The organism is Sediminibacterium salmoneum NBRC 103935 (assembly GCF_000511175.1).
Lineage (GTDB): Bacteria > Bacteroidota > Bacteroidia > Chitinophagales > Chitinophagaceae > Sediminibacterium > Sediminibacterium salmoneum.
The window spans coordinates 1,428,270-1,447,171 of record NZ_KI866530.1 but is presented as its reverse complement, the minus strand read 5'-3'; the positions used below and the strand labels follow the sequence as shown (position 1 = coordinate 1,447,171).

Genomic DNA, 18,902 nt, shown 5'->3' with positions numbered 1-18,902 from the left:
GGTTGGTGGTGGTTGGCTGGTTGAGAATACAAAGAAAAGACATTTTTTGTTAGGCAAACGTTACCTTTGCCGCTCAATAAAAGTTTGTATGAAGACGGATAAAAATACGGTCATTGGGTTTGTGTTGCTGGGTATTCTGATGTTTTTGTATTTCTGGTATACCAGCCAGCAGCAGAATGCCATTATTGAAATGAAAAAGAAGGAAGAAGATTCTTTGGCAAAAGTAGCAGCTGCCCGTATGAAGTTGTTGGATACTGTGGCAATCAAGACGGATTCCCTGAAAAGAGATTCTGCCGTTAGAGTAGCCAGTGCAGGAAGTTTTACAGATGCAGCCATTGGTCAGGAAACAGTAGTTACGCTTGAGAATGAATTGGTTAAAGTTAACCTTACCAATAAGGGAGCACAAATCAAGTCTGTTGTGCTAAAACAATACAAGGATGCTCAGGATCAGCCTGTGGTATTATTGAATAACAGTACCCTCGCTTATGCAATTAATACAGCCCCTGCACAATCTGCAGGAATTGAGAATTTGTATTTCACTCCGGGTGAAATTGTAAAAAATGCGGATGGATCACAAACCCTGCAGTTCAAGCTGGCTTCTGTTAACGGACAGTCTGTTGTTCATACATTTACCCTTGCACCCAATAGTTATAATATTGGCTGGAAGCTGGGCATGAACGGGGCAGCACAATTGCTGACCAATCAGCAACTGAATCTAAACTGGACCGTTGCAACCGAACAAATGGAGAAGACCTCTCAGTACGAGCGTCAGGTTTCTAATATCTGTTTTTCTGAGGACAATGAGTTTGATTATATCTCATCTAATACCGACCATACATTTGAAAAGCCTGCTCAGTGGGTTTCCGTTGTTCAGCAGTTTTTCAATAGTACTTTAATTGCAGATAATTCCTTCAATTCTGGAAGTATCAAGTGGGCCCGTGCAACGGATTCAACCAGAAGTCTGGCCAATACAACCAGTTCACTGCAGGTTAAAGTGCCGTCAGCTGCTTCTGTAGAAATTCCATTCCGTTATTATATAGGACCCAATGAATATGAAATTCTTGCCAAACAGGCACCGGAAATGGATAAGATTATCAACCTGGGTCGTGACATGTATTCTTTTGTAAGACCAATCAACAAATACATTATCATGCCTGTATTCGATTTCTTTGCATCGTTTGTAAAGAATTATGGCTGGGTAATTTTTCTTTTAACCTTGTTTATCCGTTTGGTAACAGCACCATTAACCTATAGCAGTTATTTGAGTGGTGCAAAAATGAAAGCACTGCGTCCGGAACTGGATGTGCTGAAAAAGAAAATGGGAGATGACCAGCAAGGTTTTGCAATGGAGCAAATGAAACTGTTCAGAGAAGCAGGTGTGAATCCATTGGGTGGTTGTATTCCTGCATTGCTCCAGATTCCTATCTTCTTTGCCTTGTACAGTTTCTTTAATTCTGAAATTGCATTGAGAGGTCAGTCATTCCTGTGGAGTGCAGATTTATCCAGTTATGATTCCATAGCATCTCTTCCTTTTAGTATTCCTGCTTTTGGTAATCACGTAAGTTTATTTACCATTACAGCTGTGTTAACGAGCTTTTTAATTTCTATTTATAATATGAGCATGACACCAACACAGGATAATCCTGCATTGAAGTACATGCCTTATATTTTTCCATTCATGTTGCTGTTTATTTTTAACAGTCTTCCTTCGGCGTTAACCTGGTATTATACCGTATCAAACGTTATCACTCTGCTATTACAATTTGTAATACAGAATTACATTATAGATCACGATAAAATTCTGGCAAAGATTGAAGCCAAGAGAAAAGCACCCAAAACCAAAAGCAAATGGCAGGAACGCTATGAGCAAATGGTAGAGAGCCAGAAGAAAGTGCAGGAATTAAAAAACAAGACCAATAAAAAATAAGCGTATGCGCTACTTATTAATCCTTTTATTTAGCGGTGCAATAAGTAGCGCATTTGCGCAAACAAGAGTAGTGGCTGAGTGTACCGTAACGTATGCCATCACTATAAATAATGAAGAGGCATTAGATAAGGATGCTTTGTCCTTATTAAAACAGAGCGTTAAAACTGTTTACATTAAAGGAAATCACAGTCGTTCCGATTTAATTAGCCCTTCCTTCTCACAGTCTTTAATATTCAACAAAGCTTCGGGTGATGCTGCCATCCTAAGAGAGATTGGTGCAAATAAGTTTCTTACCAAAATGAATGCAGCACAGTGGGCCAAACAGAATGATAAATTCTCCGATTTAACCATTCAGTTTACAGATGAAAGAAAAGCAATTTTGGGATACGATTGTAAAAAAGCCATTATACAATTAAAAGACGGAAGTACTTTTTCTGTATTCTATGCTTCCAATATTGTGCCTTCGGTAAAAGAATTTGAATTTCAGTTTAAGGATATTCCAGGTTTTGTACTGGAGTATGAAGCAAGGGACGGGTACACCCAGAAAATTATTTATACGGCTACCAAAATAAACCTGAATCCTGTACCTGGTGGAAAATTTGATATCCCGACTACTGGTTATCGGTTACTGAATCAATAAACAAATCGAGTTAGGCTAAATTAGTAAAGTCTAATTGCGGTTTTCCGGAACTTTGAATTTGGGAACTTTCACTTTAATCTTATAAGGATAGATATAAGAAGTGTTCCCGTTATTGTATTGCAACAGACTATTCAGTTCGGTATTTGTGTTCATTAAACTGCTGCTGTTATTAGATAGGGTTAAGCCTTTGTAGTTCAGATTAGACTTGATGGCAGACAAGGAGAGTCCTTTTTTAGAGTACCTGTTCAGGCTGTTTAAAGTAAACTTACTGTTTTTGGCTTTTTCGTCAACTATTCCTGTAAATGCAACCGCAACAATAACCAGGTGCAGGCAGATTGCGAGCATCATGGTGACTTTTGTAACGGATTTGGTTTGCATTAACATATGGCAAAGGTAGGATATATCCTAAATATTTTAACGAATTATTTTTATTAACAAACGTTAATAAGGGTTAAAAAGTTTGGTTTTTACAAAAAAAGTACAAATTATTGTCTAAATTAGGTAAACCTTCACCCATGAGCAACAATCCGTATCGAGAAGACAGGGAAGCATTGAAAGAGTTGATCATTCAATATCAACATCTTAAACATGGTAGAAGTCATCCATATTTAGAAGAAGAGGCTTTTGAGCGAATCATAGATTTTTATGATGAAAAGGATGATTTACCGGAAGCGATGGAAGCGGCAGATCTGGGGCTGGAACAGTTTCCCTACTCAGCCAGTCTGATGATCAAGAAGGCCGATTTGTTACTGGCTACCCGAAAATACAAGGAAGCTTTAAGTTTACTGGAAACTGCAGAGCTTTTCGATAGTTCTGACCTGAATTTATTTATTCTGAAAACAGATGCTTATCTGGCACTGGATCAACCAGCAAAGGCAGCCGAGTTACTGGAGTCTGCGCTGCAATTATTTGAAGGGGAAGAAAGACTGGATTTATTGTTTGAACTGGCCGATGTGTACGACGATTATGAGGAATTCGACAAGGTATTTGATTGTTTGCAACTGATTTTGGAAGAAGATCCCAATAACGAAGAAGCATTGTACAAAATTTGTTTCTGGACCGATTTTACAGGAAGAAACGAAGAGAGTATCAAATTGCACCAGTCTATTATTGATGAAAATCCCTTTAGTGAACTGGCCTGGTTTAACCTGGCTGCTGCCTTTCAGGGATTAAAGCTGTACGAAAAAGCCATTGATGCTTACCAGTATGCAGTAGCCATTGACGAGAAATTTGATTATGCTTACCGCAATATGGGAGACGCTTACCTGCGATTGCGCAAATACAAGGAAGCCATTGAAGTACTGGAGAAAGTATTGGAGCTGAGCAGACCTGAAGACGTGATTTATGAAGCAATTGGACATTGCTATCATCGGATGGGAAAATATGCACAGGCAAGGTTTCATTATAAAAAAGCAGTACACCTGAACGCAGGTGACAGTAAGCTTCATTATAAAATTGCGGTAACTTATATGCTGGAAGAACAGTGGCAGGCGGCAGCAAAGCAGTTGGAGAATGCCATGCGTATGAACCGTACCCTTCCGGAATATAATCTGGCGATGGGTGAATGCATGATGAATCTTGGCAAATTCAAGGATGCCATTATTTATTTTGGAACGGCAGTAAAACACAAGAGCAAATCTGTTGCCGGTTGGGAAGCTTTGCTAAGATGTTTAATAAATGCCGATATGATTGAAGAAGCTTATGAGCAGTGTATGGCAGCATTTATGGCAACCGGGGAGAAGCCTGTTTTTTATTATTACGCTACTGCCATATTACTTGAACTGGGCAGAACCAAAGAGGCATTGCTTAAGCTGGAGGCGGGAATGGAGAAATCTCCCAAACTGCTCAAGAAATTATTAGAACTGAATGCTTCTGTTTTACAAAATAACCAGATTGTTGACATTGTAGCTAGGTACAAGAAAGGAAAGAAAATATAAATATGTATTTTTGTTGTTCAACAATGATCTCCGAATGAACTACAGACTTACACAAATTCCGGAACGTACCCAACAACCCAGAACTTCAGGCTTAACCATGGTAATGGATAAGGGGTTAAGCATTAATCAGGTGAAAGACTTTTTAAGTGTAGCTGGCCCTCATGTAGACATTGTAAAGCTTGGATTTGGAACCTCTTTTGTAACGCCGAACCTGAAGGAAAAATTAGCTGTTTACCGCGAAGCCAATATGCCTGTTTATTTTGGAGGTACTTTATTTGAAGCATTCTTAATAAGAAATCAGTTTGATGATTATGTGGAAGTATGCAAGGAATATGGTGTAAGTTATATTGAAGTGTCGGATGGTTCTATCACTATACCACATGCTGAAAAATGCGGTTATATAGAAAAGCTGACCCAATATGCCACTGTGTTGAGTGAAGTGGGTAGTAAAGACGCAGCTCATATTATTCCTCCGTATAAATGGATAGAATTGATGCGTGCTGAATTGGAAGCAGGTTCCTCCTATGTAATTGCTGAAGCAAGGGAAGCAGGAAATGTTGGTATATACAGAGGTAGTGGAGAAGTAAGGGAAGGGCTGGTTCAGGAAATTCTAACACAGATTCCCGCGGATAAAATAATCTGGGAAGCACCTCAAAAGGCACAGCAATTGTATTTTCTTGAATTGATTGGATGCAATGTAAACCTCGGGAATATTGCCCCCAATGAGGTTTTACCATTGGAAGCCATGCGTATAGGACTAAGAGGAGATACTTTTCACCTTTATTTAGACAAGGCCTAGTATGCATCTCTATGGTTTATTGGGATATCCTTTAACTCATTCTTTTTCGCAACGATATTTTACGGAGAAGTTTAAAGAAATGCGATTGACTGAATCTCATGCGTATCAGAATTTTGCAATACCTTCTATAGAACAGTTTCCTCAGTTGTTAAATGAGCATCCTTTCTTAAAAGGGTTCAATGTAACTATTCCCTACAAAAAGCAAATCATTCCTTTTTTAGGTGAGATGAATGATGCAGTAAGAGAAATGGGAGCCTGCAATTGTGTACAGATTAAAGACGGTAAGTTGTTTGGATATAATACAGATATTATTGGTTTTGAACAATCCTTGCAACCTTTCTTAAGACCTTCCCATTCTCATGCATTGATACTGGGTACAGGAGGTGCAGCTGCGGCGGTTGCCTATGTACTGAGAAAGATTAAGATTCCTTATTTGTTTGTTTCCAGAAAAGAAGCTGATAAAACCATTCAGTACAATCAGGTTGATGCGGCAGTTTTAAAAAAGCATACTTTAATTATCAATACCAGTCCGGTTGGGCAATACCCGGATATAGCTGCATCGCCCGATATACCTTATGAATCACTGGGTCCTGATCATCACCTGTTCGATTTAATTTATAATCCCGAAACAACCCGCTTTATGGAATTGGGTTTGCAACAGGGGGCAACAGTGCAGAACGGATATAAAATGCTGGTGTTGCAGGCAGAGGAAAGCTGGCGGATCTGGAATAGTTAATTGCAACCGGATTACTGAAGAAATCAGCTTATTGTAAAGCAGCTATAATGGTATCGGTCATGGAAGCTTTCTTGCGGGTAGTATAGTCAAAAAGCATCATGCCTGTTTTGGCTCTTACGGCTAAAATTTCTTCGCCGTTTCTTTCAATAACAACTCTGTAATACAGATCGAATCCCATTTTATCAAAATCTATTGCTGCAATGTCAATTTTAATTTGATCGAGGTGGTTCATTTCTTTTTTGTATTCCACCATTGCATCAGCCATAATCAAACCAAATTCCGCAACCTGTAATTCTGAATAGCCGCGGGATTGAAGGAATTGTTGTCTGGCTTCCTGCAAGATGGATAAGACAGTATCATTCCCAACGTGTCCTCCGTAGTTTAAGTCTGTTACTCTAATCTGAAGCCTGGTGGAGAAAGGGAAATGTTCCGGTAAATTTATTTTGATACGATTCATACACAATAATATTTGCGTAGTATTCTAATAGATTATGCAATTCCATTTTTATGGAAAAAATCAAGCAATTGCTGCATGGCTTTCTTTCTATGGCTATATAGATTTTTTTCTTCCATACTCATTTCTGCAAATGTTTTATCAGCCCCATCCGGAATGAAAACCGGGTCGTAACCAAATCCTGATATGCCTTTTGCCTGATGTGTAATCTTGCCTTTACAGATTCCCTCGAATAAATGTTCCTGGTTATTCCAGATTAAGGAAATAACTGTTCTGAATTGTGCTTTTTTATTGGAATGGTCTTCCAGATTGTTTAATAGCAAATCAATATTTAACTGAAAGTTTCTGTTGTCTCCTGCATATCTGGCACTTTTAACACCAGGTGCGCCATTGAGGGCTTCCACTTCTAATCCGGTATCTTCACTAAAACAGTTTTTTCCTGTTAATTGATGAATGACTTTGGATTTTTCGCTGGCATTTGCTTCAAGTGTGTCGTGCGGTTCTGGGATATCAATCAGTATTCCGGCGTCTTCCAAAGACAATATATTCAATAGGTTGCCGGTAACAGCCTTGATTTCTTTTACCTTATTGGCATTGTTGGTTGCGAAAATAATTTCGGTTGGCATAATCAATTATATATTGAATAGGGTTTTTAAGCTTACCCAAAGTTTGGTTTTCTCTAATTTGGCTTCTGCACTATCACCTGTAAATTGAATAAACGCTGGTGCTGCCAGAAACTTACTCTGATCGTAAGGTTGAATCTGATAGTCGGGTATAATAAAAGGAAGCTGAATATCACTGGTTTTAACCCCAAACAAAATATATATGGATGGTGAGAGTTCCTTTTTAATTTCCGGGAACAAAGCAAGATATCTTGCCGTGTTGATAACGGAAACATCACCCATATTCAATTTGCAGGCACCCAGTATTTTGGTAAGAAAATCCAGATTGGCATCATTTAGAAAAACAGCATCGGGTTCATTTACCAGTATGGTAATTCTTTTTGCATTTTTACCCAGGAACCAGTTATCCGGTCTTTCTATTAAAGGCAATTGTTGTTTTGGCAGTAAAGGTTCATCTGTTAAAGTTGTTGCAAGATTGGGGATCTTATCACTATCACCGGTTGTTTTAATTTCCTCCTGCTTCAATTCTGCTGAAACGGATTGATTCATTTGTTTTGTAACCGCCTGATCCAGTCCTGGCTTTGGTTTTGCTATTTCAGTTTCAACAATCACCAGGCTTGTCGGGTAAAGTTGTGCCAGCACAAAATCGGGTAGTTGTTCAGCCATGGTTACTCCGTTTAAATATTAACAGTTGTTAGTTTTTTATTTTTTTTGTTTCTTTGCGCCAAATATAAAACTATGAACGCAGTACTGGATATAAACATTAAGAGAGCCGAAAAGTCTAAGTTAGATACGATTAGTTTGGAAAATATTCCTTTTGGCAGAGTGTTTACCGATCATATGCTGGTAGCTGACTACAGTAACGGAGTATGGAAGAATGTTGAAATAAGACCCTACGAAGCATTGTCTATGGACCCGTCATTGGCTGCTATACATTATGGTCAGTCTATTTTTGAAGGGATTAAAGCTTATAAGAACGAGGATGGGGAAGCCGCCATTTTCAGACCTTATGAAAACTTTAAGCGTTTCAATATTTCTGCGACCAGAATGCAGATGCCAACTGTTCCGGAAGAAATTTTTATAGATGGTATGAAAGCCCTGGTTAAGTTAGACCGCAACTGGATTCCATCCATGCCGGATCACTCCCTGTATATCAGACCCTTTATGTTTGCAACTGATGCAGTATTGGGTGTAAAACCTTCTGATACTTACAAGTTCATGATTATTTTAAGCCCGACTGGTCCTTATTTCAGTACACCTATGCGGATTTTTGTGGAAGAAAAATACACCCGTGCGGTAACCGGGGGAGTTGGGTACTCTAAAAATGCAGGCAACTATGGTTCCAGCATGTTCCCGACGAATCTGGCCAAGGAAATGGGATACGATCAGGTTTTATGGACAGACGCTTTTGAACATAAGTATTTGCAGGAAGTTGGTATGATGAATGTGTTTTTCATTATCGGTAATCAGGCAGTTACTCCATCTCTGGAAGAAGGTACTATTCTGGCAGGTATTACCAGAATGAGCTCACTTACCATACTGGAAGAAATGGGACTGGAAGTAGTTGAAAGAAAAATCTCTATTGATGAATTGATGGAAGCCTATAAGGCAGGTCAACTAAGAGAAGTCTTTGGTGCAGGAACTGCTGCCACTATTTCTCTGATAAAAGAGCTGCGCTATAAGGATGAATCCATGTTCTTTGATACCGAAAAATGGACGGTTGCTCCGGCTTTAAAGCAAAGATTAAACGAAATCCGTCAGGGTAAAACCGAAGATAAATACGGATGGATGTTACCCGTATAAACAGTTTCATGAGGAATAAAAACAAAAAAGCCCTGGGTTTTCCCGGGGCTTTTTCTTATCCTTAGATTTTGCACATATTTATCATAGTAATACGCAGATTATTTTAGGAATCTATGGTTCTTATTGTTTAAAGAACGGAATATTTTGCTGATGATTTCCGCTGGTTACCTGCAGCAAATATTGACCTTGTAACAGGTTGCCGATTGGAATGCGGATAAAACCCTGTTGAATTGTTCCTGCTGAAACTGTTTTGAGGAGAGTGCCTTCCATATTGAATATGCGTAAAACACTATTGCCCGGTACAGCTGCATTGATGATAATATTCATTTCATTCCTTGCAGGATTGGGATAGATTTTAACCGTTAGTTGATTGGCAAGCTGTATGGTTGCTTTTGGTGCCTGTTTGGCAATAAAGAATCGTTGATTGCTTCTGCTGGCACTGTCTGAATTTATATCAAAACGGATGCTGCTATCTTTTATTAATTCTAATTGTTGATTGGAGTAGGTGTCGTACAAAACCAATTTCAGGGAAGCTGGCATGAAAGCATCGGCTATTTTTAACTGATAGGTTCCGTTTAATAAATTGGACAATTCAATGGGTATTCTGGTTTGTTCACTAAACACACGGCTATCAACAGCCAGTTTTTTATTGTCGGAGGAATAACTAAATATATTCAAACCGGGGTTCAATAATTTACCTGCATCAAATAGGTCCTTGCCATTTTTGGCATTTGCCTGATCACGAATAATTAATCTGTCTTGCAGTTGCTGATTATAGTGAAGCTGGATATTGGTAAAATAGCCATTCTGTTCTTTAAATTCCTCTACAGTTCCATTGTTCCACTCATTTGATTTTGATGCTTCACTGAAAAGCAATTCATTTCCGGAAGTACTGTCTGTCTGTAAAATAATTGCTTCAAAAGGATTTAAAATATGCTTTTGGTCAAATGGAATGGCAGTATATCCACCTCCGTTTCCAAGTTGACTATCCCAAACATATTTATAGTTTTGGATGGAACTGCCTTTTACAATTAAAGATGAATTAATTGGGCTGAGATAAGGGTTGCTTACCAGCTGAAATCCATTTCCGGAAGCCGATAGATTTCTTGTTAAATTGCCAATAAGAATATTGCCGCTGAAGTAGTTGGCCCAGCTGGTCTTATCTTCATTGAGGCCAATATTCCAGCGAATTCCCTGTTGAGGCTTCCACTTGTTTTCATTACCCTGTGCAAGGGTTTGCCAGCCCGATTCTATAGAGAAACTGTCTGTGTTTAATACTGTATTATTCCAGTGAATATTTGGTGGGCTGATCCACTGCTGCAGAGATAAGAAATCGGTAAACGGATGTCCTGCCAAATATATTCCTGAGCTCTTTTCTTTAAAGAGGTTAGGAATAAAGACCATTCCGCTTAAAGTAGCTCCCTGTGCGGCAGGACTAATAATGGCAGATGCATTAAAATATAATTGATCATTGGTTTGAAAATTGCCCGATTTTAACTGTACCGATTCATTAATGTACAGAGGGCTGAGAAGCCTGGCATTGTTATTAATGATCAGGTCTCCGACGGTTTTATTTTTAAAAATATGTCCTCTGATTTGTTGAATCATATTTCCATTCAATTCAATCTTTCCCGTGTTTGCATCAATGCTGGCGCTGTCACCCTGTAATTCACCCTTCAATTGCAGGGTGCCTGTAATATTCAGTTTTGCCCCGGGAGTTAACCAAAGATTTTTTATTGCATGCTTCTGTAAAATAAATGGCTGATGCGGCGTATTGGAGCCAATGGTAATATAGGCATTACTATCGGGAACCAGGGTATTGCACCAGTTCAGGGGATTATGCCAGTTACTGTCTGCTGATCCCATCCAGCTGCGTGATTCCAGCCTAATCTTTTTGTAAGTATGCGAGAATCCGTTTGAAACAGTAACCAGTATACTGTCAGTAACCAAAACATTAGCAACTGCCATTTTGATGGATGCAGGTTGCATAATACTTCCTGAACTAATCTTGCTAAAAGTTGATTGGTTGCCATCCCATCTGACAGACCCCTCGGTTATTTTCCAGGTTAAAATTTCTCCGTTAGCAGTACTATCTATTGCCAGTAAAGGAGCAATGTCTATACTGTCTCTTGTATTGCACTGCTGTAGGGTACTGTCTTTGTTTTGCTGATATTGAATGGGTGTTCCATTGATGCGAATATGCGCCAAGGGGTTTGAGCTTACAGACAGGTCAGTTTTATTTTCCGCAAGGTCCTTTATGATAATCTGAGTTGAATTGTAAGTACTGGCTAATTCAATACCATCCAGGTCTTTGTCATTGGATTCTATGATATACCTAAAGAACAAATTATTGGAATGATTCCCTTTCCAGTATGATGCCAGTTTAATCCGGTTGCTGATTTGTATGGGTATGGCCTGTAAGGGCGATAATGAATCGAGATGAACGGATTCATTAAAACCTAGTTGAAGCGTAAGTGTATCTCCTTTTTTAAATATTGAATCTCCTAGTGGAATCAGGTTAAGCTGTATAGGTTTTATTTTATCAATCAATTGCGTATCGATGCTAAAAAAGGGTAGTCCGGATAGTCCCGGAATCAGGTTGTCATTATTGTTGATTCCCAATACTATTTTACCTTCTCCGTTCCCGGTAAAAATCTTTATACGATAATCCGTTCCTGATCCGGTTACTTCTGCAATGGCAGCATTTCCCAACCCCTGGGTATGCAATACAAAATTTTGCGTGCTCAGTCCTGTTATATCTCCGCTGGGTTTAAATGCATATTGAATGGTATCTGCATTGGATATTCCCGCTGTGATGGAATGAAGACTGTCTATATGCACTTGTTCGTTTTCCGAACTGTCTGTGTCTGCCTTAAAGCTAAAATCGTCAATGGCCATTAAATCATCACTGCCTCCTTCATCTGAATCCTCCCAGACAAGTAAAAGCTGTTCTCCGTTTTTCCATGTTAATCCACTTATATTAAATTGAATGATGGATTGATTTTCCGGATTGTTTCCATTGAGGCTTCCTGCACCTGTACTGCTTTGTACAGAAGTAAAATTGAGGGCGGGGGCAGCATTCAGTAAGCTGCCATTAATTCCGTTGAATGCACCTGTGCCTATTTTACCTTTCCAAATATTGGCATTTCCTGACCCTCCTTTGCGCCATTGTTCCGCAGTAAAAGATCCATTGATTTTATGGAGAGTCTTACCAGTTTGGTTGGTTATAATCAACCCAATGGAATAAACGCCTGTGCCGGCAGAAAGGGTTCCTAATGCGCGGTCACTGCCCGTGTTACCCACGCTGTATATACCTGCAGCAGTTGAACTGCCGGTGCCTATTGAAAAGACCGCATTAGCGCTGCTGCCCGACCGTTGCATTATTTCCCATCCCGCCATTGCGGAAATGGCAAAAGGCGCATTCTGAAACGGGTGAGGGCCTTTTCCGGATAAAATAAAGCTACCGCTGGTCGGCAACCCATTAAAATTTTGCTGGTAAATAACATTGGCCTGGGAATAAACCAGGCTGTTTCCGGTTTGCGCATGTAATGGGTTATATGCTGCCTGTAGTAACAGGAGCAATGCCAGTGAATGATGCCTCATAACTTGGGCTGGGGGCTTTGCGGGGCTACAGTGTAAAGCAAGGTTTTATTTATTTTACAAACAACAGGGGGATGAAAATTGGGCTAAATCCCTTTTTTTTGCCCGTAGAAATACTTTTTTTTGGAAAACATTTTGGATTCTCATTCAGAGCCATTACCTTTGCCGTCCGAAATTTTAAATGGTTTATAATGCCTACAATACAACAATTAGTTAGAAAAGGCCGCGAAATTATCAGGGCTAAGAGTAAGTCTAGAGCTTTGGATGCTTGTCCTCAGCGTCGTGGTGTATGTACTCGTGTATATACTACTACTCCTAAAAAACCAAACTCTGCTTTGCGTAAAGTAGCGAAAGTGCGTTTGACCAATAAAGTTGAGGTTATCGCCTATATTCCGGGTGAAGGCCACAACCTACAGGAGCACTCTATTGTACTTATCCGCGGTGGTCGTGTTAAAGACTTACCGGGTGTACGTTACCACATTGTACGTGGTAGTTTGGATACTGCTGGTGTAAAAGACCGTAAGCAGAGCCGTTCTAAATACGGTACCAAGAAAGAAAAAGCTAAGAAATAGTTTTATTCACTATAGTGACTGAGTAAAGTTTTAATACTTGAAGACCTTCAGTCCCTTTTAAAAATTAAACAATGCGTAAAGCACAAGCCAAAAAATTACCCTTAGCACCAGACGGTCGCTTCAACGACAAAATGGTTACCCGTTTCATTAACAATTTGATGTGGGATGGTAAAAAAAGTACTGCCATCAATATTTTCTATGATGCAGTTGATAAAATAACAAAAGTTACCGGTGAAGACGGATACGAAGTATGGAAAAAAGCCATTGCCAATGTAACTCCTGCTGTTGAAGTAAGAAGTCGCAGAATTGGTGGTGCTACTTTCCAGATTCCTTCTGAAGTTCGACCTGACCGTAAAGTTTCTTTAAGCATGAAGTGGTTAATCCGCTACAGCCGCGAAAGAAACGGTCGCACCATGGCAGATAAGCTATCCAATGAAATCATGGCTGCTGCAAAAGGTGAAGGTGCTGCTTTCAAAAAGAAAGAAGATACACACCGTATGGCTGAAGCCAACAAGGCATTCTCACACTTTAAAGTGTAAGCATATAAAATTTCACAAGGCCCCGAAACTCTCGGGGCTTTTTTGTTTTAAACACCTGCCGCACAGGAATTGATATCATATTTAATCAATATTTTATCCCCAAAACAAATAAATGGGGCTGAACCCTTTGTTGGTTCGGGATTATCTGTACCTTTGCGGCCTCTAAAAAAATAAGAATACTATATGGCTGATTTGAAATTTCAACGAAACTTTGGTATTGCCGCTCACATTGATGCCGGTAAAACCACTACCACCGAGCGTATCTTACGCTACACTGGTATGATCCACAAGATTGGTGAAGTACACGATGGTGGTGCTACTACCGACTGGATGGAGCAGGAAAAGGAAAGAGGTATTACCATTACTTCTGCAGCGGTAAGCTGTCAGTGGAATTTCCCTACCGTATTGGGAAAAGCTACTCCTGAAACCAAGTCTTATTATTTCAACATCATCGATACTCCCGGACACGTGGACTTTACCGTAGAGGTTGAACGTTCAATGCGTGTACTGGATGGTTTGATTGCATTGTTCTCTGCAGTGGATGGTGTAGAGCCTCAGTCTGAAACCGTTTGGCGTCAAGCGAATCGTTATAAAGTTCCCCGTATTGGTTTCGTAAACAAAATGGACCGTGCTGGTGCAGACTTCCTGAACGTGGTTAACCAGGTGAAGGAAATGCTGGGTGCAAAAGCAGTTCCTTTGCAGTTACCAATTGGTGCAGAAGATAATTTTAAAGGCGTAGTTGACCTTATCAAAATGAAAGGTATTGTATGGCACGCTGAAACAGAAGGTATGACTTTCGACGAGATTGAGGTTCCTGCTGATATGATGGAAGATGTGATGCATTGGAGACAGAACTTGATTGAAGCAGTTGCTGAATACGACGATAACCTAATGGAGAAATTCTTCGATAATCCTGATTCAATTTCTGAAGCAGAAGTTCACGAAGCTATCCGTAAAGCTTGTATCGATTTAAGCATCGTACCTATGATGTGCGGATCTTCATTCAAGAACAAAGGGGTACAAACTGCATTGGATGCGGTTTGTCGTTACCTGCCTTCTCCTGTTGATATTGAAGATACAGTAGGTACCGATCCTGATACTGGAGCGACTATTACCAGAAAGCCAAGTGCTAAAGAACCATTTGCTGCATTGGCATTCAAAATCATGACCGATCCTTTCGTAGGTCGTCTGGCTTTCTTCCGTTGCTACTCTGGTCACCTGGATGCAGGTTCTTATGTATTAAACGTAAGAAGCGGAAAGAAAGAGCGTATCAGCCGTATCATGAAAATGTTTGCTAATAAGCAAAATCCAATTGACTTTATTGAAGCAGGTGATATTGGTGCAGCAGTAGGTTTCAAGGAAATTAAAACCGGTGATACCCTTTGCGATGAAAACCATCCGATTACTTTGGAAAACATGTTTATTCCTGAGCCGGTAATTGCCATTGCAGTAGAACCTAAAACCCAGGCTGACGTAGACAAAATGGGTATGGCTATTGCGAAATTAGTAGAAGAAGATCCTACCTTACGTGTAAATACAGATGAAGACACTGGTCAGACCATCCTTCGTGGTATGGGTGAATTGCACCTTGAAATTATCATCGACCGTATGCGTCGTGAGTTTAAAGTAGAAGTGAACCAGGGTGCACCTCAGGTTGCTTACAAAGAATCTTTCGGTACAACTGTTCAACACAGAGAAGTGTTGAAGAAGCAGTCCGGAGGTCGTGGTAAGTTCGCTGATATTCAGTTTGAAATTGGACCAGCTGATGAAGAATGGTTAGCAGCTAACGAAGGAAAGAGCTTCCAGTTTGTGAACGATTTGTTTGGTGGATCTATCCCTAAGGAATTTGTTCCGGCTATCATTAAAGGTTTTGAAACTTCAATGACCACTGGTGTTTTAGCAGGTTACCCTGTAAACAATATGAAGATCCGTGTATTCGATGGTAGCTACCACGATGTGGATTCTGATGCAATGAGCTTTGAATTGTGTGCGAAGTCTGGTTTCCGTGAAGCGGGACGTAAGGCTAAGCCTACTTTGTTAGAGCCTATCATGAAAGTGGAAGTATTAACTCCTGATCAGTACATGGGTGATGTTACCGGTGACTTGAACCGTCGTCGTGGTATGCTGGAAGGTATGGACAGCCGTGCCAACCTTCAGGTTATCAAGGCGAAAGTTCCATTGAGCGAAATGTTTGGTTATGTAACCCAATTGCGTTCTTTGAGCTCTGGTCGTGCAACTTCTACCATGGAGTTCTCTCATTACAATCCAGCACCTAATAACGTTGCTGAAGAAGTAATGGCAAAGAACAAGGGTAAGGTTAAGAACGATGAATAATTTCATCCTGACTAATTAAACTTGATTTTACATATGCGCCCCGATTTATCGGGGCGCTTTTTTTGAAAGTTTGGTCCATCTATATTGGGTGGTAATTCAAGGAGTAGGGTAGGACGATTGAAGTTGTCCTGTAGCTTTCAGAATCCTTCCGGAAAGATGCTGAACCACTCGGAAGCGCCCGGAATTGCAACAAACAAATGTTTATTTTATTTAATATTAATGTTAATTTTGTGGAAAACCAGGCTTTTTGCGAAAAAATAAAAATAAATCCACAAAAAAGGCGAAAAAAAACATAAAAAACTTAGTCTGTTCAATTACAGCTCCTTACCTTTGCAACCCCAACGTAAAAATTGGTTTTTGACTATGTCTCAGCGAATCAGAATCAAATTACAATCATACGATCACAATCTTGTAGATAAATCTGCAGAGAAGATCGTTAAGACAGTACGTAGTACAGGTGCAGTAGTAACAGGTCCAATTCCTTTGCCTACACACAAGAAAATTTTCACTGTATTGCGTTCACCACACGTTAATAAGAAGAGCCGTGAGCAGTTCCAGTTAGCTACGCACAAGCGTCTGATGGATATCTACACTTCTTCTTCAAGAACCGTAGATGCGTTGAGCAAATTAGATTTGCCATCTGGTGTTGAGGTTGAAATTAAAGCTTGATAAATCAAGCCGCTGTCTGAAAGCAGACAGCATTAGTTCTTACTAAATATATTATCTGCCAACCGCTTAAGCCGGGAAAGCAGCTCTGATTAGAAAAAATAAATCATCAGCTTTAGAATGAAGCTGGTGGGTAACATATAAACAGGCCCTTCGAGGTTTGTTTACTACCGGTACTTCCCCTTCCTGCCTTAAACAGGAAAACAAAGGAAAAGGTCGGTAGCAAACTAGGATTGAATCCCGCTTCATCGGTGGGATGTCCTCATAACCGAGCGGGGCATAAACCGCAAAACGATGAAAGGAATTATTGGAAAAAAAATCGGCATGACCAGCATCTTCGCCGCTGATGGAAAGCAAACCGCTTGTACCATCGTTGAAGTTGCTCCGAATACCGTAACTCAAATCAAGACGCAGGAAACTGATGGTTATTCTGCAGTACAATTAGCATTCGGCGACAAGAAAGAAAAGCACGCTACAAAAGCCGAAATCAATCACTTCGCAAAGGCTCAGACTCCAGCCAAGAAATTCGTTAAAGAATTTCGCAACTATTCAATAGAAAAGAATTTAGGTGAAACTGTAACAGTAGATATCTTCTCTGAAGGTGATACTGTTGAAGTTGTTGGTACCACTAAAGGTAAAGGTTTCCAGGGTGTTGTAAAGCGCCATGGTTTCTCTGGTGTGGGTGAAGCATCCCATGGTCAGCACGATCGTCAGCGTGCTCCGGGTTCTATCGGTGGATCTTCTTATCCTTCCCGTGTATTCAAAGGAATGAGAATGGCCGGTCGTATGGGTGGAGACCGTGTTAAAATGAAAGGTTTGAAAGTAGTTAAAATATTTTCAGAAAAGAACTATATCCTGATCAGTGGATCTGTTCCAGGTCACAACGGTTCTATCGTTTTAATTCAGAAATAATCACCCTGTTTAATTGACAGATTAATTGAAAGATCATGCAAGTAGATGTATTAGATATAAAAGGACAGAAAACCGGTAGAACGGTTGAATTACCACAGGAAATCTTTGGTATTGAACCCAATGACCACGTTATCTATCTAGCTGTTAAGCAATACTTAGCCGCTCGTCGTTCCGGAACGCACAAGGTTAAAACCCGTGCAGAAGTGCAGGGTGCAAGCCGTAAGCTGCACAAGCAAAAAGGAACCGGTGGTTCTCGTAAAGGTAATATCCGTAACCCTTTATATAAGGGTGGTGGTACCATCTTTGGACCTAAGCCTCACGCTTACGATTTCAAATTGAACCGTAAAGTGAAGGATCTGGCTAAGATTTCTGCCTTAAGCTACAAAGCAAAAGAAAGTGCTATCGTAGTAGTAGAAGAAATTAAAATGGATGCTCCAAAAACCAAGCAATTGGTAGACATCATGGGTAACTTGAAAGTTGCTGATAAAAAAGCACTCATTGTTTTACCTGAGTACAACGATAATCTGTACCTAAGCACTCGTAACGTGCCAAATGTAGGCAGCACTTTGCTTGCAGACATCAACACTTACGATATCATGAATGCAGATGTATTAGTAATAACAGAGAACACTGTGAAAATCTTCAACGAAGAAGAAGCAGCAGCTTAATTTAAGTAACGTTTCAATCATACAAAATGAGACAGTCAGAAATTTTAATAAAGCCGATATTAACCGAAAAAGCAAATGCTCAGCAGGATTCGCTAAGAAAATATGCTTTCAAGGTAAACCGTAAGGCTAATAAGTTGGAGATCAAAAAAGCAATTGAAGAATTCTATGGCGTAAACGTAGTAGATGTAAATACTGCTGTGGCTCCGGGAAAAAACAAAGCCCGCTACACAAAAGCTGGTTTTATTCAGGGAATGAAATCTGCTTACAAGAAAGCATTTGTAACTGTAGCAGAAGGGGAAACAATTGATCTTTACGCAAATATTTAATTTATAGCAGCGGAGCTGAGAATTCCGCACAAAAAAATAAACAATGGCACTAAAAAAGTACAAACCAATCACAGCAGGAACTCGTTGGAGAATTGGAAATGCTTATGCTGAGATTACTACTAATAAGCCTGAAAAGAGCTTGTTAGAGCCTCAAAAAAGCACTGCTGGCCGTAACTCTCAGGGTCGTAGAGTTATGCGTTACATGGGTGGTGGAAATAAGCACCACTACCGTATTATCGATTTTAAGCGTAATAAGAGAGATATCGCTGCTACAGTTGTATCTGTTGAATACGATCCAAACCGTACTGCATTTATTGCACTGGTTCAATATACTGATGGCGAAAAGCGCTACATCATTGCCCCACA

18 protein-coding genes and 1 pseudogene are annotated in these 18,902 nt (G+C 39.9%); 14 read left to right on the top strand and 5 right to left on the bottom strand.

Annotated features, from left to right (window positions below):
- Nucleotides 1-88 precede the first annotated feature (88 nt).
- Nucleotides 89-1,927: a membrane protein insertase YidC gene (yidC, locus tag P767_RS0106940; RefSeq protein ID WP_026763932.1), complete on the top strand. Its 1,839-nt coding sequence runs from the start codon at nucleotides 89-91 to the stop codon at nucleotides 1,925-1,927.
- 4 nt (nucleotides 1,928-1,931) lie between these two features.
- Nucleotides 1,932-2,567, top strand: coding sequence for a hypothetical protein (locus tag P767_RS0106935; RefSeq protein WP_157611409.1), 636 nt, complete (start codon nucleotides 1,932-1,934; stop codon nucleotides 2,565-2,567).
- A gap of 30 nt (nucleotides 2,568-2,597) precedes the next feature.
- Here P767_RS0106935 and P767_RS0106930 read toward each other — a convergent pair whose 3' ends face one another.
- A complete protein-coding gene (locus tag P767_RS0106930) occupies nucleotides 2,598-2,915 on the bottom strand; it encodes a hypothetical protein (RefSeq protein ID WP_216593211.1) in 318 nt (105 codons plus the stop codon).
- A 167-nt stretch (nucleotides 2,916-3,082) separates the two neighbouring features.
- Here P767_RS0106930 and P767_RS0106925 point away from each other — a divergent pair, with 167 nt between their 5' ends.
- Genes P767_RS0106925 through P767_RS0106915 form a run of 3 tightly spaced genes read left to right on the top strand, consistent with a single transcriptional unit; the run spans nucleotide 3,083 to nucleotide 6,039 of the window.
- The gene (locus tag P767_RS0106925) at nucleotides 3,083-4,504 is read left to right on the top strand and encodes a tetratricopeptide repeat protein (protein ID WP_026763929.1); all 1,422 of its coding nucleotides are present in this window, start codon (nucleotides 3,083-3,085) and stop codon (nucleotides 4,502-4,504) included.
- A 34-nt stretch (nucleotides 4,505-4,538) separates the two neighbouring features.
- Nucleotides 4,539-5,303 (top strand): phosphosulfolactate synthase, encoded by a 765-nt coding sequence (locus tag P767_RS0106920; protein WP_026763928.1) that lies wholly within the window; start codon nucleotides 4,539-4,541, stop codon nucleotides 5,301-5,303.
- 1 nt (nucleotide 5,304) lies between these two features.
- Nucleotides 5,305-6,039, top strand: coding sequence for a shikimate dehydrogenase family protein (locus tag P767_RS0106915; RefSeq protein WP_026763927.1), 735 nt, complete (start codon nucleotides 5,305-5,307; stop codon nucleotides 6,037-6,039).
- Nucleotides 6,040-6,067: 28 nt separating this feature from the next.
- On the opposite strand, the gene P767_RS0106910 is transcribed toward P767_RS0106915, so the two are convergent.
- The 3 genes from P767_RS0106910 to P767_RS0106900 are packed head-to-tail and all read right to left on the bottom strand — an operon-like array spanning nucleotide 6,068 to nucleotide 7,782.
- Nucleotides 6,068-6,496, bottom strand: a complete 429-nt coding sequence (locus P767_RS0106910; RefSeq protein ID WP_026763926.1) for an acyl-CoA thioesterase — start codon at nucleotides 6,494-6,496, stop codon at nucleotides 6,068-6,070.
- A 32-nt stretch (nucleotides 6,497-6,528) separates the two neighbouring features.
- Nucleotides 6,529-7,119: an RdgB/HAM1 family non-canonical purine NTP pyrophosphatase gene (gene rdgB, locus P767_RS0106905; RefSeq protein ID WP_037351679.1), complete on the bottom strand. Its 591-nt coding sequence runs from the start codon at nucleotides 7,117-7,119 to the stop codon at nucleotides 6,529-6,531.
- Nucleotides 7,120-7,125: 6 nt separating this feature from the next.
- A complete protein-coding gene (locus tag P767_RS0106900; RefSeq protein ID WP_026763924.1) occupies nucleotides 7,126-7,782 on the bottom strand; it encodes a hypothetical protein in 657 nt (218 codons plus the stop codon).
- A gap of 72 nt (nucleotides 7,783-7,854) precedes the next feature.
- Here P767_RS0106900 and P767_RS0106895 point away from each other — a divergent pair, with 72 nt between their 5' ends.
- Nucleotides 7,855-8,919 carry a branched-chain amino acid aminotransferase gene (locus P767_RS0106895; protein ID WP_026763923.1) on the top strand — a complete coding sequence of 355 codons (1,065 nt, stop codon included), beginning with the start codon at nucleotides 7,855-7,857 and terminating at the stop codon, nucleotides 8,917-8,919.
- A gap of 120 nt (nucleotides 8,920-9,039) precedes the next feature.
- Here the strand turns inward: P767_RS0106895 and P767_RS0106890 are convergent, their stop codons facing one another.
- Complete coding sequence (locus P767_RS0106890) at nucleotides 9,040-12,522, bottom strand: T9SS type A sorting domain-containing protein (protein ID WP_026763922.1); 3,483 nt, start codon at nucleotides 12,520-12,522, stop codon at nucleotides 9,040-9,042.
- Nucleotides 12,523-12,593: 71 nt separating this feature from the next.
- On the opposite strand from P767_RS0106890, the gene rpsL reads away from it, so the two are divergent.
- The 8 genes and pseudogenes from rpsL to rplB form a co-directional block, all read left to right on the top strand.
- Nucleotides 12,594-13,091: a 30S ribosomal protein S12 gene (rpsL, locus tag P767_RS0106885; RefSeq protein ID WP_456113452.1), complete on the top strand. Its 498-nt coding sequence runs from the start codon at nucleotides 12,594-12,596 to the stop codon at nucleotides 13,089-13,091.
- Between the two features lie 71 nt (nucleotides 13,092-13,162).
- Nucleotides 13,163-13,630 (top strand): 30S ribosomal protein S7, encoded by a 468-nt coding sequence (gene rpsG, locus P767_RS0106880; protein ID WP_026763921.1) that lies wholly within the window; start codon nucleotides 13,163-13,165, stop codon nucleotides 13,628-13,630.
- A 183-nt stretch (nucleotides 13,631-13,813) separates the two neighbouring features.
- The gene (gene fusA, locus P767_RS0106875; protein WP_026763920.1) at nucleotides 13,814-15,964 is read left to right on the top strand and encodes an elongation factor G; all 2,151 of its coding nucleotides are present in this window, start codon (nucleotides 13,814-13,816) and stop codon (nucleotides 15,962-15,964) included.
- A gap of 363 nt (nucleotides 15,965-16,327) precedes the next feature.
- The gene (gene rpsJ / locus P767_RS0106870; RefSeq protein WP_026751395.1) at nucleotides 16,328-16,633 is read left to right on the top strand and encodes a 30S ribosomal protein S10; all 306 of its coding nucleotides are present in this window, start codon (nucleotides 16,328-16,330) and stop codon (nucleotides 16,631-16,633) included.
- A gap of 291 nt (nucleotides 16,634-16,924) precedes the next feature.
- Nucleotides 16,925-17,542, top strand: coding sequence for a 50S ribosomal protein L3 (gene rplC / locus P767_RS0106865; protein ID WP_026763919.1), 618 nt, complete (start codon nucleotides 16,925-16,927; stop codon nucleotides 17,540-17,542).
- Between the two features lie 35 nt (nucleotides 17,543-17,577).
- Nucleotides 17,578-18,210, top strand: a complete 633-nt coding sequence (rplD, locus tag P767_RS0106860) for a 50S ribosomal protein L4 (protein WP_026763918.1) — start codon at nucleotides 17,578-17,580, stop codon at nucleotides 18,208-18,210.
- Between the two features lie 26 nt (nucleotides 18,211-18,236).
- Complete coding sequence (gene rplW, locus P767_RS0106855) at nucleotides 18,237-18,536, top strand: 50S ribosomal protein L23 (RefSeq protein ID WP_026763917.1); 300 nt, start codon at nucleotides 18,237-18,239, stop codon at nucleotides 18,534-18,536.
- Between the two features lie 43 nt (nucleotides 18,537-18,579).
- Nucleotides 18,580-18,902, top strand: a pseudogene (gene rplB / locus P767_RS18825) (50S ribosomal protein L2); the annotation flags it as partial.